The organism is Salmonella sp. 2020_1395 (assembly GCF_043848115.1).
In the GTDB taxonomy this organism is placed as follows: domain Bacteria; phylum Pseudomonadota; class Gammaproteobacteria; order Enterobacterales; family Enterobacteriaceae; genus Salmonella; species Salmonella enterica.
This window is the reverse complement of record NZ_JBCMFH010000004.1, coordinates 372769-388563: the sequence shown is the minus strand read 5'-3', so window position 1 is coordinate 388563 and position 15795 is coordinate 372769. Positions and strand designations below refer to the sequence as shown.

At 56.9% G+C, this 15795-nt stretch carries 13 protein-coding genes; 1 reads left to right on the top strand and 12 read right to left on the bottom strand.

What is annotated here, in order from left to right; translation table 11 throughout:
- Positions 1 to 51: 51 nt before the first annotated feature.
- The 12 genes from tssA to tssB all read right to left on the bottom strand — a co-directional run bounded on the left by tssA (position 52) and on the right by tssB (position 14475).
- The gene (tssA, locus tag ACH0WD_RS09305; RefSeq protein WP_000365805.1) at positions 52 to 1464 is read right to left on the bottom strand and encodes a type VI secretion system protein TssA; all 1413 of its coding nucleotides are present in this window, start codon (positions 1462 to 1464) and stop codon (positions 52 to 54) included.
- 1 nt (position 1465) lies between these two features.
- Positions 1466 to 2203: a type VI secretion system-associated protein VasI gene (gene vasI, locus ACH0WD_RS09300; protein WP_000089147.1), complete on the bottom strand. Its 738-nt coding sequence runs from the start codon at positions 2201 to 2203 to the stop codon at positions 1466 to 1468.
- Positions 2200 to 4935 (bottom strand): type VI secretion system ATPase TssH, encoded by a 2736-nt coding sequence (tssH, locus tag ACH0WD_RS09295; protein ID WP_000614296.1) that lies wholly within the window; start codon positions 4933 to 4935, stop codon positions 2200 to 2202. The genes vasI and tssH overlap by 4 nt, the downstream gene beginning before the upstream one ends.
- A gap of 12 nt (positions 4936 to 4947) precedes the next feature.
- Complete coding sequence (gene icmH, locus ACH0WD_RS09290) at positions 4948 to 5706, bottom strand: type IVB secretion system protein IcmH/DotU (RefSeq protein ID WP_000343978.1); 759 nt, start codon at positions 5704 to 5706, stop codon at positions 4948 to 4950.
- 4 nt (positions 5707 to 5710) lie between these two features.
- Positions 5711 to 7042, bottom strand: coding sequence for a type VI secretion system baseplate subunit TssK (gene tssK, locus ACH0WD_RS09285; RefSeq protein WP_000246455.1), 1332 nt, complete (start codon positions 7040 to 7042; stop codon positions 5711 to 5713).
- A 2-nt stretch (positions 7043 to 7044) separates the two neighbouring features.
- Complete coding sequence (gene tssJ, locus ACH0WD_RS09280) at positions 7045 to 7578, bottom strand: type VI secretion system lipoprotein TssJ (protein WP_000147703.1); 534 nt, start codon at positions 7576 to 7578, stop codon at positions 7045 to 7047.
- Positions 7575 to 8861, bottom strand: coding sequence for a type VI secretion system-associated FHA domain protein TagH (tagH, locus tag ACH0WD_RS09275; protein ID WP_000796942.1), 1287 nt, complete (start codon positions 8859 to 8861; stop codon positions 7575 to 7577). The genes tssJ and tagH overlap by 4 nt, the downstream gene beginning before the upstream one ends.
- 24 nt (positions 8862 to 8885) lie before the next feature.
- A complete protein-coding gene (tssG, locus tag ACH0WD_RS09270; protein WP_000509052.1) occupies positions 8886 to 9974 on the bottom strand; it encodes a type VI secretion system baseplate subunit TssG in 1089 nt (362 codons plus the stop codon).
- Positions 9938 to 11791, bottom strand: coding sequence for a type VI secretion system baseplate subunit TssF (gene tssF, locus ACH0WD_RS09265; RefSeq protein ID WP_000393863.1), 1854 nt, complete (start codon positions 11789 to 11791; stop codon positions 9938 to 9940). The genes tssG and tssF overlap by 37 nt, the downstream gene beginning before the upstream one ends.
- A 4-nt stretch (positions 11792 to 11795) precedes the next feature.
- Complete coding sequence (gene tssE, locus ACH0WD_RS09260; protein ID WP_000611701.1) at positions 11796 to 12212, bottom strand: type VI secretion system baseplate subunit TssE; 417 nt, start codon at positions 12210 to 12212, stop codon at positions 11796 to 11798.
- Positions 12209 to 13681: a type VI secretion system contractile sheath large subunit gene (gene tssC, locus ACH0WD_RS09255; RefSeq protein ID WP_001747654.1), complete on the bottom strand. Its 1473-nt coding sequence runs from the start codon at positions 13679 to 13681 to the stop codon at positions 12209 to 12211. The genes tssE and tssC overlap by 4 nt, the downstream gene beginning before the upstream one ends.
- A 290-nt stretch (positions 13682 to 13971) precedes the next feature.
- Positions 13972 to 14475 (bottom strand): type VI secretion system contractile sheath small subunit, encoded by a 504-nt coding sequence (tssB, locus tag ACH0WD_RS09250; RefSeq protein ID WP_000031252.1) that lies wholly within the window; start codon positions 14473 to 14475, stop codon positions 13972 to 13974.
- 628 nt (positions 14476 to 15103) lie between these two features.
- Here tssB and ACH0WD_RS09245 point away from each other — a divergent pair.
- On the top strand, positions 15104 to 15622 hold the full coding sequence (locus tag ACH0WD_RS09245) for an Hcp family type VI secretion system effector (RefSeq protein ID WP_001142966.1): 519 nt from the start codon (positions 15104 to 15106) through the stop codon (positions 15620 to 15622).
- Positions 15623 to 15795: the final 173 nt, after the last annotated feature.

Below are 15795 nucleotides of genomic sequence, written 5' to 3'. Positions count from 1 at the left end.
GCTGAATAATCGGGGTGTCGGTAATCTGAACACAAAAACTCCTGTTGTCTCTTACTGTTCTGCCGTGAGTTTGTTTTCCAGTTGTTCCAGCAGGGACGGCTCCCATTCAGCCAGCGTCATGCGCAGCCCTGCTTTAAACAACATCCGGTACTGTTGCTGTGCCAGTTGCGCCATCCCGGCTTCTTCTAACAGTTGCGCGCCAAGATACTGCCGGTGGAACCGATCGCGCGGATCGCCTTCCGGCAGGGTTTCCAGGTATCGCAGCGCGGCCTCCAGCCCCTGCTCGCTGAAACACTGGCGGACAGCCTCGGTGTCTTCACTGGTCCGCACCATCGGGGCTGTCTGACTACCCGGAGACGCCGCCAGCCACTGTTTTGTCTGTTCGCTGATAAACGGCGTGCGGTCATTAAACAGCAGGGTGGCAAGTTGCGGCAGGCGGGCGAGAAAACGGACCACCTCATCCCGGATGGCTTCTGCCGCGCTGGTGTAGCCCAGGCGTTGTGCGGCCTGCGCTGAAAGGTAATGACCATCGAGCCAGTACGGGGCCAGCAGCAGGCTTTTTTCCACCTGTTGCCAGAGCGCCAGATCGGCGTTGTTCAGCCGCGCCTGGTAATCGGCGGTCATGTCGGCAGGCACCGCCGCCAGCGGTGTGCGCCCGTCGCTTTCGGCTTGGGGGACGGATGTAATGGCCTGCCATAACGCATGGCGGCGCAGGCGGTAGCCCTGCGGTGAATCCGGCTGGCGCTCACAGAGAATGGCGGCCACTTTCAGCAGCGTGTCGCGCCAGGCTTTGTCGTCATGGCTGTCGATATCCACCGCTGGCGCCGTCGTCGCCGCAGGCGCAGACGGTGATACCGGGGCGGACGGCGTGGCCGAAACCGGAGCCGGATGCGTGGACGGGCCAGCCGCTGGCGGCACCGGGGCGGCCCCGCGAAATGCCCGGCGATACTGCGACGAGAGGTCATCGACGGCCTGTGTCAGCGCCGGGATATTCTGCTCCTGCCAGCGCTGCGCCAGTTTCGCCAGTTCAGCCAGCAGGCTGTCGCGCTGCGCGGTACGGGCTGTCTCTGCGAAACTCTCCACGCCGGTTTCAAAGCGTTTCAGCACCTGGGTGGCGAAACGCTGTTTATGTGCCGCATTTTGCGGTGCCGCCACAGTCCAGTAATGCTCCACGTACAGCGCCAGCAGACGCAGCGCCAGCAGCGGATCACCGGCATGTTGCAGGGTGCGCAGCAGATGGGCCAGCAGGCGAAAATCCTTGCTTTCCGAGGCCAGGATCACCAGCCCCCGGCGCTGAATTTCCGGGATATCCAGCTGGCTGTGCGCCAGCGAGCCGAGTTTAAGCATTTCGCCGTCGATATATTCCCAGCCGGGATTATCGTCTTTCAGCGCGCAGGCCAGTTTGTCATCCGGCAGATTTTCCAGCAGGTGCGAAATCCAGGTATTCGGGTCGCGTAAGTCCATATTATTCTCCCGCCCAGTGACAGGCTTCACGCAGCGGCGCGATGGTTTTTGCCAGTCCATCGATGTTAAACGTCAGTTTTCCGGCTGCGCTGTCGGTACCGGTATCAATGGTCAGCGTTTTTGCGCCGAAAAGTTGTTTTATTTCGGCGATGCCGGATAAGCCCCGGCTGGACTCCAGCAGGGTGCCGTTTTCGCGGATAAACCAGCGCGACCGAATCTGTCGGGTATCGGCGTTCAGCGTCACGTCGATGCTGTCCGGCGTCATGGCGTGGGTCAGCGCCACCTGCATCCGGGTGATGTTGTCCACGCAGCTGAACATCAGCACCGGGCGCGGCGGTACGTTGCCGATGGCGGGCGTGGTGATAATCACCGTTGGCCGCTCGCCGCCGCTCTGCGTCATTATCAGCGCGGTGGAGTTGTCCGGGCGCTGTTTTTCCTGGGCGAAGGCGCGTTTCCAGGCTTCCCCTTCGTATTTTGCCTTCACCAGCGCGCTGGCAAAACCGGGCTGCTCTGGGGTGAGGATTTTGTCGTAGCAGTCCAGACGCTCCAGTGCCGCAGGCTCCCGGCGACAGGCCGTCATGGCGCTGAGAGTCGCCTGTGCGTCTGTTTCCGGGACGCCCGGCACCACAATTCCCGGCAGCGCGGCAGCCGCCTGTTTGGCCGCGGTTTCCGCCTGTACTGCGCCGGGGAGCAATCCCGGGAGTAGCGCCATGATCAGGAGCATTGGCATTCTGCTCATAGAACGGCTTCGTCCTCTGTTTCCGCTACGGGCTGAGTATCCTCATCCGGCACATCCTCCACATCCGCGGTAAACGCGCCGTTTGCCACGCCCAGCGTGATACGGGCGATGGCGATATTCGCCGCCATTTTCTGCAACAGCAGCAGGGAGAGCGGCGGCAGCATCTCGCCGTCGATGACCGACTCCAGCATCCGCGCGCCGTTTTCGGCGCGGGTGACGCGCTGCATGATTTCGTCAGTCACGTCCGGCTCAATCACCACCTCCGCGCCGAAGCGGGCGCGCAGCACGTTGTCCAGCCGCGCCAGCTTCCCGGCGATAATGACGGCAAGCGTTTCTTTAGATAACGGCAGGTACGGCACCACTTCCATACGCGCCAGCAGCGCCGGTTTAAAGAAATCCGCCAGTACCGGGTACAGTGCTTCCTGCATGGCTTCCGGGTTGTCGGCATGTTCGACAATCACCTGATAACCGAGGTTGGAGGTGAGGAAGAACACCACATTTTTGCAGTCGATAAGACGGCCTTCGCCGTCGGCCATCTCGCCCTTGTCGAACGCCTGGTAGAACAGGTTGAGCACGTCCGGGTGGGCTTTCTCCACCTCGTCGAGCAGCACCACGGAGTACGGTTTCTGGCGAATCGCTTCGGTCAGCACGCCGCCTTCGCCGTAGCCGACATAGCCCGGCGGGGAACCAATCAGGCGTGAAACGGTGTGTTTTTCCTGAAACTCCGACATGTTGATGGTGGTCAGGTACTGGCGACCGCCGTAGAGCAGTTCGGCCAGTTGCAGCACGGTTTCGGTTTTGCCGACACCGCTGGGACCGGCCAGCAGGAACGCGCCGAGCGGACGTCCCGGACGGCGCAGATCGGCGCGGGCGGTCAGCAGGTGTTTATGCAGGTGCTTAATCGCCAGCGCTTGGCCTTTGATGGTGTCGCCCAGCCACTGCGGCAGGTCGGTGATGACCGACATTTCGTTTTGTGACAGGCGGTTAAGCGGCACGCCGGTCCATTCGGCAATCACGCTGGCTATCTGTTTTTTATCGACGTGCGGGGAGACCAGCAGTTGCGTGTGGTGCAGGGCGTCCAGTTCGGCGGTGAGCTGCGCGAGGCGGGCGGCGGGCGAAATTTCAGGTTCCGCTTCCGGCGGCGCTGTGACGGATTCATCGTCACTGCCCACAGCCTCTGTTTCAGGCGTTGCGGTTTCATCGTTGCCGGTAGCGTCCGTTTCGTCCAGCAGCCCCTTACGCAGCGCGATAATTTCCTGCACCAGCGTCTGCTGCTGGCGCCACGCGGCCTCCAGCGCATCCAGTTCGGTCAGCGTTTCGTCATACTGAACGATAACTTCAGTCAGCCGTGAAGTATCCGACCGCAGGCCGATGCGAATTTCGCGCTCAAGCTGGCGTATTTCAGCTTCACACTGGTGGCGCAGAGTCGTCAGCGCCGAAATTTGCTTCGGCGGCGACGAAAGGTTAATCGCCACGCGGGCGCAGGCGGTATCCAGCACATCAATGGCCTTATCCGGCAACTGGCGGCCTGACAGGTAGCGCTCGCTTAACGTCGCGGCGGCCTGTAACGCTTCATCGTCAATCAGCACGCCGTGGGACTGCTCATACACCGCCGACAGGCCGCGCAGGATAATGGTGGCTTCGGCAGCATTGGGTTCGCTGACTTTCACTAACTGGAAACGGCGCGACAGGGCGGCGTCTTTCTCGAAGTATTTTTTGTATTCGCTCCAGGTGGTGGCGGCGATGGTTTTCAGTTCGCCGCGCGCCAGCGCTGGTTTCAGCAGGTTGGAGATATCCAGCCCGCCCTGCTGGTTGCCCGCGCCAATCAGCGTGTGGGCTTCGTCGATAAACAGGATGACGGGTTTCGGCGACTGAATGACTTCCGCCATCAGCCCCTTAAAGCGCTTCTCAAACTCGCCTTTTACCGACGCGCCCGCCTGCAAGGCGCCGAGATCCAGCGTCATAATATCGGTATCGCGCAGCTTGTCCGGCACCTGACCGGCAATAATGCGCAGCGCCAGCCCTTCAATCAGCGCGCTTTTGCCCACGCCCGCTTCGCCCACCACCACCGGGTTATTTTTACGGCGGCGGCAGAGGATATCGATCATCAGGTCAATTTCGTTATCGCGGCACAGCACCGGATCAAGCCGTCCCTGGCGGGCATCGTCGGTCATGTTTTTGGCATAGCGGGCCAGCAGGGTGTCGCCGGTATCGGCTATGGCGCTGGCGGCCTGCCCGTCCGCATTCAGGATCACCGATTCGGCGGACTCCTTCGTCCACCCGGCAAAATCCTGCCGGAGCAGGTCGCGGTTGATGGCGGTGAGCAGCCGGGCGGCGGCGGGCGGCAGGTAGCGCAACGGCGAATGCAGCAGGGCGAGCAGCAGCACGCCGCCGCGCAGTTCGGTCTGCTGCATTTCCGCGGAGGCCAGCAGCCAGGCCTCTTTCAGCCATTCAACCAGCATCGGGGAAAACGACGGGTAGCTGTCAGATGAACGGGCGGCAGCGTAATTTTCCACCGTCAGCGCCTGGCGTAAATCATCGGCGCCGATCTCCGCACGTTCGGCAATCACCCGAAAGTCGCTGCGCGGGGTCGCCAGCATCTGTAGCAGCACATGCGCGACGGTAATTTCTGCCGCCTGCTGGCTCATACACTCCGACGCCGCCGCTTCCAGCGCCTGTTTCGCGAAGGGAGCAAGCCGTTTTACCAGGGTGGCTAAGTCAATCTGGATCATGGGATGAAATCCTTACCTGGCAAGCAGCCGGTTTAACTGATGAAGAATGTCCTGCGTCTGACTGTCCAGACGCAGCAGATAAAACAGATAAAACAGCGCCAGCACGACGATGCCGCCGCACAGAACATGCCGGATGGTCAGCCGCTTAATCAGCTGATAGCGCCCGCCCTGGGTTTTTTTATCCTGGTGCAGCAGCGGAAAGGGTGCGTCGCCGCGCAGCTTATGCAGGACGTGATACAGGCGGCGGTATATCTGCTCAAACTCCCCCTGGTCCTGGACGGCGACTTTGTAACGCCCGCGAAAGCCCAGCGAAAAGCAGATGTACAAAAATTCCAGCAGATCCTGGTAGCGTTTGGGTTCGCGCATCAGGCGCTCCAGCAGGATAAAAACCTTTTCACCGCCCCAGGCTTCGTTATGGAAATGCACCAGCAGCGACTGCTTGATCCACTCGTTTTTGTTCGACCAGCCATTCCCCAGCGCCGCCTCGTCAATAAAGGTACACAGGATGTAACGAAACGAGATAATCACCCCAGGCTCATAACCCTGCTCCTGGAGTAACTGCTCCACCGCCTGCACATCCGTCACCACCTGGGTGAACAGGTGTTCAGGCATGGCATGACTGTTCATGCCCGAAACGCGCATCACCATCCCCAGCAGCGGGGTGGCGGCATCGATCATCGGGTTCAGGCTGTTGCCGCGCAGCGCCAGCTGATACTGGCGCTGGCCTTCTCTCTCGTATCCGGGTAAAGGGGGCAGTGACAGCTCATCCATCGCCTTATCCTCTTATGGCCCACAGTTGCATGTTCAGATCCGGGAACGTACCGGAAACATGCAGGGCGACAGCGCCGGTGGCCGCCACATCCGCCCAGGCGGCCCCGCTCTTGTCCAGTTCGAAATAGCTGAAACCGGCATGGTACGGAAGCTGGCGGGGGGCCACCATCAGCGTATGCAGCGGGATGCCGGGGATTTGCACGCTGACCATATTGCGGATTTTTTCCGGCGAGGAAATTTTTGACTGCTGGATAAACTGGCGCTGGAGTTGCAGCGTCTCCATTTTCGCCGCCACCGCCAGCACGAAGGTGGCCGACTGCAACAGCGTGGAGTCATGTACGTCAGCCTGCCAGATGCCATCGCGCAGATGCAGCGGCAGGTTAACCGCCCTGGGCGACAGGACGGTATGTAATGCCCGTTTCACTTCCGGCAACAGCGTTTTGAAGGTGTCCGTCAGGTTACGGTGATCGTAGACATCCAGCGGACAGGGCAGGCGGGATGGCTCGGTAAATGTCATCAGCTCGCCCAGCAGCCCGGCCAGATCGAGATAAAAATCTTCCGGATGGAGGTGCGGCCTGCGGGCGCGGTGGGTGAACCGCGTCTGGTTACGGTTGAGCAGTTGCAGCATCATAAATTCCGCAACGTCGGCAATACCGCTTTGCGCCGGAGAGCCAATGCGGTTAGCCAGGTCATTGGCCCGGCCGCCAACCGCTTCCTGGACTTCCCGGAGAAATTCACGCAGCCGTGCGCTGACATAGACGTTCTGGCAGGTGGGGATAAAGTTTTCATCCAGCATCAGGGAGCCGTCCGCACGCCTGTCTTTGATACGGCACAGCGGCAACGTGACATACGCGCTCATATCGTCCGCTCCGCTCATAATGCGGGGGGTCAACTGGCCCAGCGTCAGCGTCCGGGCATCGCCATTCTCGGAATGCAGATCCCGGACACTGGCATCGTTCAGCCGGTAACGCCCAACCTGCTGCCCGTAACTGACTTCGCCTCTCACATCGCTGGCAACGGGTAAGGCCAGATAGACATTGCGGCTTTCCTCATCAGGAAAACTGTCCGGATGCAGCGGATCGGGGAGCGCATCCTGGTCCGGAAGGGAAAACACGGTGCCGTCCGGCAGGGTGCCCGACGCGCTGTCGATCATAATTTTGCCCTGTCCCAGCAGCTCATCATTGAGGGAAAGCTCGGTAAATCCCCAGGACAAATCATGAATGGCCCGGAAACGCAGATTATTCACATAATCGTTATAACGTTGTTGCTGCTGGAGATGGTGCGGACGCATCAGCGTTCCTTCCCGCCACATCACCTTGTTTCGCGTGGTTGCCATCGTTAATCATCCTCTTTTTTCATTTCAATACTGCTCTGCCGGATATGCACCAGCAGGCGGTAGTTGTGTCCTGTCCCTTCTACCGGTTCGATTTGCTTCCATTCCGTGGTCTGGTCGTCGGAAAAATAGGCAATCACGCCGATAAACTGCGTTTTCTCATCCAGCTTCACCTGCGGCAGGGTTTTCATGGTGTCGGGCAGCAGGCTGAAATCCTGGTGATCGATATAGTTTTTCCCCAGCGCGTCGGGCAGTGCGGTGGTGGCTATCTGGTCGTAGTCGGCCGCCTGAAATTTTGAGTCATCGCTCAGATAAACCAGCTGCACGTCCACCGCAGCCGCTTCACCGTCCGCGTTGATATTGGCATCCGGCTCCGTCAGCAGCGTAATCGTCACCTGCGAAGACTGGTCTGCCAGCTTACCGACCTGAATATCCGGGTTTTTGATCACCTCGCCGATTTTTTTTACCGTTTCACAACCGCATAAGGCGAGGGTGAACAACGCCACCATCGCCCAGGCGAGGAAACCACGGCCTGTCATGCTTCCGGCTCCCGCTGCTTTTCACGCAACACCCGGTCATACACCTGGGCATACACTTCGTTAAACAGCATCTCAAAACCCTGCTGGCGGCTGGAGGCCAGCTCATCGTAATAATCGCAGTACATCTGCCACGCACCGGCATCATCCAGCGGTTTACGCAGTTCGTGGCTGCGGCGGTACTGCACAAAACGGCGCATCAGACTCTGTGGCGAGAAGGCGTCCAGCAGCACGCGCAGCGATTCCACAATCGCGGCGCGGTTGGCTTCTTCGTGATGACGAATATTGCGCAGGCTCTCGCTGACGGCGGCGGGCGCGGCCAGATGTACCGGGCTTTTCCCTTCGGCAAACAGCACGTCCAGCGCCGTGGCGTAGTCCATATTCAGGCGCAGCGGGTTATCTTCCAGCGGGCGCAGATGCTTGTCTGACAGGCTGTTGCGGCGCTGCTGTAGCTCAAGCAACCCCTGAATCGCCGCCTGCAATGTCCTTCCGGCCTCTTCCAGAAAATCGTCGGCGTCCTGGGTGTTATGCACGGCAAGCGATCCCCCCAGCCCGCGCAGTAACGGCGTGACGGCGAGATGGCGCTGCGCCGCGTCTGCTGGTGACATGCCCTCTTCATTATCATGTGGATCGGCATACATGGACGGCAGATCCATAAACGGCGTGTTGATCCCGCCGTTTATCGCCGGATCGGATAACGGGGCGGAGGGCCGGGCCGGGGTGATACCCGCAAGCGGATTGTCCCTGGTGGTCAGACTTTCAGCCTGGAGCACCTGCAACGGATCGGTGGAAAAGCCATTAACAACGGTATCCGCGAGCTGATGGCGGGACGGCATTCCCGGATATTCCGGCGCGCCGTCCGTGGACAGCAGCGTGTCCGACAGGAGGTCGTGGTTAGAAACGATAGTTTCAGGCGTCGCCATCTCCTCATCGTAATGCCGCATCCCGCCTTGGTTCAGATAAACCCGGAGTATCAGATGCCCGGTCTGGATCTCATCGCCCTGGCGTAACTGCACCTGGTCTGAGGCCGCCGTGACTTTAGCCTGGTTCAGCCATAATGGCGAAGCCAGCGGATGCAGGCAGAATGCGCCATCATGCAGGCTGATGCTGAACGCCTTCGCCGGAACGTTCTGGTGCCGGTCCTGAACAGGCCAGTGGCATTCGCTGCCGTGGCCCACATCGCCGTCTCCGGTGAACAGACACCGTGCGGTACGTCCGCTCTCCAGCTCGTTACCGTTAACGACATGCAGTGAAAGCGTCTGTTGCCGCGCTTTTTCTTCCGCCATATTCTGCTCCATGATAGTGATATTTTACTCCCTGACCCTGATGGTGACTGAGGGATGCTCTCCCGGCTCGCCGAGAAATGACGTCCAGCCCAGCAGCGCGCTCTTGTTATCGCCCAGCCGCATAATCCCCACCTGATCCGGGGCCAGCCCCAGGTGTAAATCCCAGGCAAGCTGATCGCGCAGGACGAAGGAGACAAACATCGCCAGCGGCAGAAAATTTTCTCCTGACGGCAGGAACGAGAGAAACTGCTTGCGGCTCAGGTGGTTAATACTTAACTGAAATTTACCGCTGAGATCGGGAACCCGCGTACCGAGGACAAAATTGCCCAGCACCGATCGCCCAGCCAGTTTTTCGCCATTTTTAATCGTGTAACATCCAAGACTGTTCTGCTGATCCGGCTCGATATCCACCATCCGCCGCTGCCAGTTTTGCAGCGTCACGTCCGATAAATTTAAATCGAAACAGTGCGCAACCAGTGTGCAGACGATCTCCGGCGAACGTCCCGGATTTGCCAGTATCCCGGCATAGGCCAGCATCTTACTGTGGTTAACGGGCAGGCTGTCGCGAAGCTGCCGGTGGCCCAGCCCCACCAGGGAATACATCCGCTGCGAGAACGCATCCACGCCGCCGTTACGGAACGCTACGTGGTAACGGTACTTACGCCAGATATGCCAGACAAACTGCGTCAGGCGATGGCTGAACATATCCAGAAAATCGCTGACCGGACTCTGCTCGTGCGCGGATTTCCAGGCCAGGTGATCAAGGTAATAGCCGGGGAGGGGCGACTGGCTGCCCTGCAATCCCATAAAGGTGGTGGTCATCCGGAACAATCCGGAAGCATCCTGCTCCAGCGCGCTGACATCGCTTACCGGAAATCCCAGGCTGGCGTCCGCATGGAAACGAATGGTTTCCTGCGCCGGAGGGGTATCCAGGGATAACACTGGCGTTTCGCCGCCTTCTGATGCCAGCCGGTGCAGCAGCTCAGAGAGCGCGAAAAAATTACAGGCGCAGGCATCCTGAAACAACGGCTCCCGCAGCGTGCGTTGTTCATCCTGCGCCGGAGTCTCGTCCGGACTCAGATGAGCGGGTGTTGCCCGGTTCTTTCCGCCCATTTCCATGACTCCTGGCTTTCCGTATTAACGACGGTCAGCATGTGGAACGAATTGACGCTGGCGTACAGCGACAGAAAATGCGACAGCACCGCGCCCAGCAGATACATTTCACCCTCGCAGACAAACGGCTCCGGATGAATGGACAGGGTGGACGCCAGCCCGCGCACCGGTATGCCGGTAAACAGGCGATCAACAGGCGTAGTTTCCAGCCGTTCAATGGCGTCCAGCTTCTGTTGTGACAGACGGGCCATCTGCGGATGATGAATGGCGTGGCGATCAAAATTGGCGATAACCTGTTTGAGCGCATCAGCATCCAGCAACGACAGATAATTCAGGTTCATGGCAGACAGCAACGACCAGTGCAGGCTGCCGTCAATCACCGGCCAGAGCGGTCTGGTGGGGCGGGTGATATTGCGAAATGACGCCACTGACGCGTTTTTACCTGTCGTACCGGTGATATCGCCGGGCCGTAGCTGTACCGGCAACTCCCGGTTGGTGCAGGTCAGCGATACCGAAACCACTTCATTATTAAGCAGTGAGGCATCCGGGAGGCTGCCATCGGCATGAATAAAAGCCAGGGTATGATCAAAGCCCCGGTGAAACAGCGAGGTCCTGGTCCGGTGCTGCCAGTAGACCACTTCCCGCTTACGGCTGTACTCCATCTGGTGGCGGAAACTCTCAAAAGCAGGCCAGTGGCGCGCGGCCTCTGTGATCACTGGCCGTCCAAGATCCGCTTTTCTGTGCTTCCCCTGTGTCTGACTCACCACGCTGTTAACCGAAAAAATATCGTAATGATCCGGAAAATGACGGCTGGGAACCAGAGCGTAATCCTGCCGCTGATGATCCAGCGTGATGGCTTCGGCATGGTGGGCAAACAGATTAATGGCGGGCGCACAATATAAGCGCAGGGAATCATCCCGCAGCCGGATATCTGCCGGTAAGGGGCGTGAAAACCGTAGCCGCAGAGTGAAACGGTTCTCCTTCAACCGGTCTGGCAATGCCGGAATGCCACAGGCATCGAAAAACAGAAAACTGTCGGCGTAGCAGAAAAACTCCTGGAGAACACGGTAGCCGCTGTGGACATTACCGGGCCAGGGCAGCATGGCGTCCTCTGACTCAAAACCCACCGCTTTCAGCATAAATTCAGGCATCGGGATCGACTGCCCGCCCGCCATCAACTCTGCGCCCTGTAAATATTCACAAAACCACAGATAAAGCTGGTAGCGGGTATAGTTATCATCGTTGCCCAGCCAGAAGCGCAGCCTGTTCAGATCCAGCGTGGCAAAATCAGTGCCCGGTGCGACGGCAAACGTAATATCAATAATGCCGTGGCGGGGCGTACTGCGATTTTCAACCTGATCCAGTTGAACGGGTAACAGCCAGATATCCCGGCAAAGAGTGAACGTACAGGGCGGGGCTACATCGTGCTCATTGCCGGAATACGCAGACAATACCGCGTTTCCCTGAGTCCCCTTCGCCCCGGTTGTGAACTGCTCATTACGGGGGATCAGTACCGGCACGGAGGTTTTATCCATATCCGGCGCATATTCAATCAGCGTCATCGACGGCACCGGGCGCAGATAATTGGGCCACAGCATCCGGATCAGTCCGTGCGTCAGCTCCGGAAACTCATCCTCGATTTTCTGGCGCAGATTGCCGGTCAGAAAGGCCACGCCCTCCAGCAAACGCTCGATATCCGGATCGGCCTCTTTTTCTGCCAGAAACCGGGCCAGATGCGGCTTTTCGGTCGCCAGCAGCTTGCTCAACTGCCGCAGGTGATCCAACTCCTGCCTGTAATAGCGTTCTTCGAATTCCATTCTGCTACTCCACCCGATAATGCTGACTGCCGTCCGGTGCCATATCAAACTCCAGCACATCGTCGATATCGTTAAATGTCACCCAGGCGGTGATACGAAAAATTATCTCCTGTGGGCTGGCGGCCTGTGGCAGGATTGCCCGGACCTCCGCGTGCGAAATCCGGGGTTCATAACGCTCAATACACTGCACGATGGCCTGGCTCATGGCGCTGCGGTAATTATCCGACCCTTCCGGCTCTTCAATACCCAGCCCCGGCGTTCCCCGACAACTGCCGGAACGGGTGTTCAGGATATTGCGCAGACTATGGCGAATGGACTGCCTGAACGCCTCTATATTACTGCCCTCCCGCCAGTTTCTGACGGGAGGGTTTTCCAGACGCTCAAACAGCGATCCGGCAGGCCTTTCGCGCGCCGGTATCACTTATCTAACCGTCCGACTAAAGACAATTCAAACGACGCGCCCATATATTTAAAGTGGGGCCGTGCGGAAATCGCCACCTGATACCAGCCCGGCTCGCCGTCCACATCCAGCACCTCCACTTTAGCGCCACGCAGCGGCTTACGGCTGCGGACATCAGCAGGCGGATTCTCCTGGTCGGCGACATACTGGCGCACCCAAATATTCAGCTCCCGCTCCAGATCGCTTCTCTCTTTCCACGACCCAAGCTGCTCGCGTTGCAGCACCTTAATGTAGTGCGCGAGGCGGTTAATAATGAACAGATAAGGCAACTGCGTACCCAGCTTGTAGTTGGTCTCGGCGTCTTTGCCCGGAAAATGCTTGGGTTTCTGAACGCTGTTAGCCGAGAAAAACGCCGCATTATCGCTGTTTTTACGCATGGTCAGGGTGATGAACCCCTCTTCGGCCAGCTCGAACTCACGGCGGTCGGTGATCAACACCTCCGTCGGGATCTTGGCCTGAATCTGCCCCATTGACTCATATAAATGTACCGGCAGATCTTTTACTGCGCCGCCGCTCTGCGGCCCGATAATATTGGGCGCCCACCGGTATTTCGCGAACGAATCGGCTATATTACTGGCCAGCATCCAGGCGGTATTGCCCCACAAATAATGCTCGTGGCTGTGGCTGACATTTTCGGCGTAGTTGAAGCTTTTAATCGGGTTTTCGGTCGCGGAATAGGGCTGGCGAAGCAGAAAACGCGGCGCGGTCAGTCCCAGGTAGCGGGAATCTTCGGAATCACGCAGGGCGCGCCATTTTGTATAGGCCGGGCCTTCAAAAATGGCGTAGAGATCCTTGATATTGGGCAGCTCGGTCCATGATTTCAGGCCCATAAACTCCGGCGACACGGAAGAAAGGAACGGCGCGTGAGCCATTGCGCCGACGGCGCTGACATAGTTCAGCAGCTTCATATCCGGCGTGGTATTTTTGAACTCATATGCGCCCAGCACCGCCGCAATGGGTTCGCCGCCAAACTGCCCAAACCCGCTGGAATAAACATGCTTATAGAAGCCGGACTGGGTAATCTCCGGCGCGAACTCGAAATCTTCCAGCAATTCCGCTTTGGTGACATGGAGGACATGCACCTTAATATTCTCACGAAAATCAACGCGATCGACCAGCGCTTTCATTGAACGCCAGAACGACTCCAGTTGCTGAAACTGAGGGGCGTGAATAATAGCATCCATCTGACGGCTGATACGGGCGTCGATGTCCGCAATCATGCTGTCCACGGCCAGTTTGTTTACGGGTTCTGCAGGTGAAGTGGATTGCAGGAGGCTGGCAACAAAAGCCGTTACGCCCTGACGGGCAATATCATAACCGTCAGCGCCGGGCTGGATACGGGTTTGTGCCATGATTTCATCAAGCAACGACGGGGCATGGCTTCCCTGTTCAGTGCGGGTGGAAACAAGTTCTTCTTCCTGTAAAGACATACTGAAAATCCTTGTGTTGATCTGTATTTCTGGAACCAGGTTTCACTGTCAGTGGAACACCTTTCGCCAGTGTGGCTTCATCTGCTGGTACCCGTTGATATGGATGATTTCATCCATTAGACATCCGATCCTCTGGTCAAGCGCCGCGACCAATACCTCCAGTGTTTCTGTGTTGATGTCGCCTGTCTGACTGATAAATAACCGGATCACTGCCTGCGTTATTGCGTCATCGGTTCTGGAGGTCTCTTCCCGCAAGCCCATACCAGGATAATCTCCCTGAAAAACAGAGGTTACTGGTTTTCTGCCTGGCTGATCTCCCGCAGTAACTGTTCGCGGGATTCTTCATTTTCCAGCAATGCCTGAAGCTGGGCGCGAAATGCAGGCAGATTACCCAGCGGCCCTTTTAATGCTGTCAGCGCTTCGCGTAGTTCCAGCAATTTGTTCAACTCCGGCACCTGTTTTGCCACACTGTCCGGAGAAAAATCGTTCAGGGATTTGATTTCCAGCGAGATATTCATCTCATCGCCATCTTTTGCGTCGTCCTTCAATGATGCCGGAACTGCAAAATTCAGGCTAATGGACGCTTCTGCCATCACTGAATTGAATGAATGTTTGTCGATAGAAACCATCTGGCGTTCATCAAGTGGCGCTGTTTCCTGTGAGTTTCCGGTATCCCCCACTATCAACATATTAAGGGGTAATTCCACCTCAGAAGGCTCACCGTCCGTTTTTGGAATATAAGAAATATTAATGCGTTCTTTGGGTGCCACGCTGCCGTTATAATCTTTGCTCATAGAGATCATCCATCAGGTTACGTTATGTTTTTTTGCATCTCCGTACAGACTATGGAATGCCGTGTAATAAAAATCCTGGTAATCATTTTACGCACAGAAAATTTTTTGAGAAGCACTTTTTCAAAATGGAATACAGGAGTATTCTTCTTTTGTGGCTATTTCTGGATGACGTTGTTTTTATAAGGAATATCTTAAAAGATATTTTAATGAATGGTGTTTTGTTTTTTAGTTGATTGATATATATGTATTTTTTATTTAATCATGTATTGGGGAAATGCTATCTATATTTATTTGTACACTTTTTGTTCATCATTAATAAAATGGCATGGTGAATGAGGTTTACGAAGATGGTGATGGTGAAAAAAAAGAATGGATATAATATTTATTCATGAGTAAGTATCGCCCTTATTTTATAGAAATAAATGCTGATATATTATCATGTGAATATGTTGGCATGTAATTTAGTCATCATGTGAATGCTTTTTAGTCTCAGATTGTACGATTCAGCTTGCTATATGAAGAGAGCTTAAGCTACAGGATTTTTAATGTAATCCACATATTTTTATCTGTCGGATATCTTTCTGCAGATGTATGTAAGTGTCATTAATCGTTAACAAGGAGTTTATAAATGCCAACACCGTGTTACATCTCAATTACGGGGCAAACCCAGGGCAATATCACCGCTGGTGCATTCACCGCAGATTCTGTCGGCAATATCTACGTGCAGGGTCACGAGGATGAAATGCTGGTACAGGAATTCCTGCATAACGTGACCGTACCCACCGATCCACAGTCCGGGCAGCCGAGCGGCCAGCGTTCGCACAAGCCGTTCATTTTTACCGTGGCGCTGAACAAAGCCGTACCGCTGCTGTACAACGCGCTGGCGTCCGGTGAAATGCTGCCGAAAACCGAACTGCACTGGTGGCGTACTTCCGTTGAAGGCAAGCAGGAGCATTACTTCACCACCCGCCTGACGGACTCAACGATTGTGGATATGAAACTGCATATGCCGCACTGTCAGGACCCGGCAAAGCGCGAATTCACGCAGTTGCTCGAAGTCTCGCTGGCCTACCGCAAAATCGAGTGGGAACACGTCAAATCCGGCACCTCTGGCGCGGATGACTGGCGCGCGCCGCTGGAAGCGTAAAACGGAATCAACAGCATCCCGCCCTGACGGGCAGGGTGCTGTTTTGCCTGAAGACGGAGGTAAAAAAAGTAGTGCCAGTAAGGGGTTACGTTTTTATTACGGGAGATGGCGGACGCCGGATACTTCGGCGGTAGCGTGCCCGGAGGCAGGCGTAACACTGTACTGTCATTCGC

Coding starts and splice junctions, on each gene's coding strand:
- tssK (WP_000246455.1), bottom strand. CDS start 7,042: ATGGCAACCACGCGAAACAAGGTGATGTGGCGGGAAGGAACGCTGATG.
- icmH (WP_000343978.1), bottom strand. CDS start 5,706: ATGGATGAGCTGTCACTGCCCCCTTTACCCGGATACGAGAGAGAAGGC.
- tssC (WP_001747654.1), bottom strand. CDS start 13,681: ATGTCTTTACAGGAAGAAGAACTTGTTTCCACCCGCACTGAACAGGGA.
- tssJ (WP_000147703.1), bottom strand. CDS start 7,578: ATGACAGGCCGTGGTTTCCTCGCCTGGGCGATGGTGGCGTTGTTCACC.
- tagH (WP_000796942.1), bottom strand. CDS start 8,861: ATGGCGGAAGAAAAAGCGCGGCAACAGACGCTTTCACTGCATGTCGTT.
- tssH (WP_000614296.1), bottom strand. CDS start 4,935: ATGATCCAGATTGACTTAGCCACCCTGGTAAAACGGCTTGCTCCCTTC.
- tssA (WP_000365805.1), bottom strand. CDS start 1,464: ATGGACTTACGCGACCCGAATACCTGGATTTCGCACCTGCTGGAAAAT.
- tssB (WP_000031252.1), bottom strand. CDS start 14,475: ATGAGCAAAGATTATAACGGCAGCGTGGCACCCAAAGAACGCATTAAT.
- tssG (WP_000509052.1), bottom strand. CDS start 9,974: ATGGGCGGAAAGAACCGGGCAACACCCGCTCATCTGAGTCCGGACGAG.
- ACH0WD_RS09245 (WP_001142966.1), top strand. CDS start 15,104: ATGCCAACACCGTGTTACATCTCAATTACGGGGCAAACCCAGGGCAAT.
- tssF (WP_000393863.1), bottom strand. CDS start 11,791: ATGGAATTCGAAGAACGCTATTACAGGCAGGAGTTGGATCACCTGCGG.
- vasI (WP_000089147.1), bottom strand. CDS start 2,203: ATGAGCAGAATGCCAATGCTCCTGATCATGGCGCTACTCCCGGGATTG.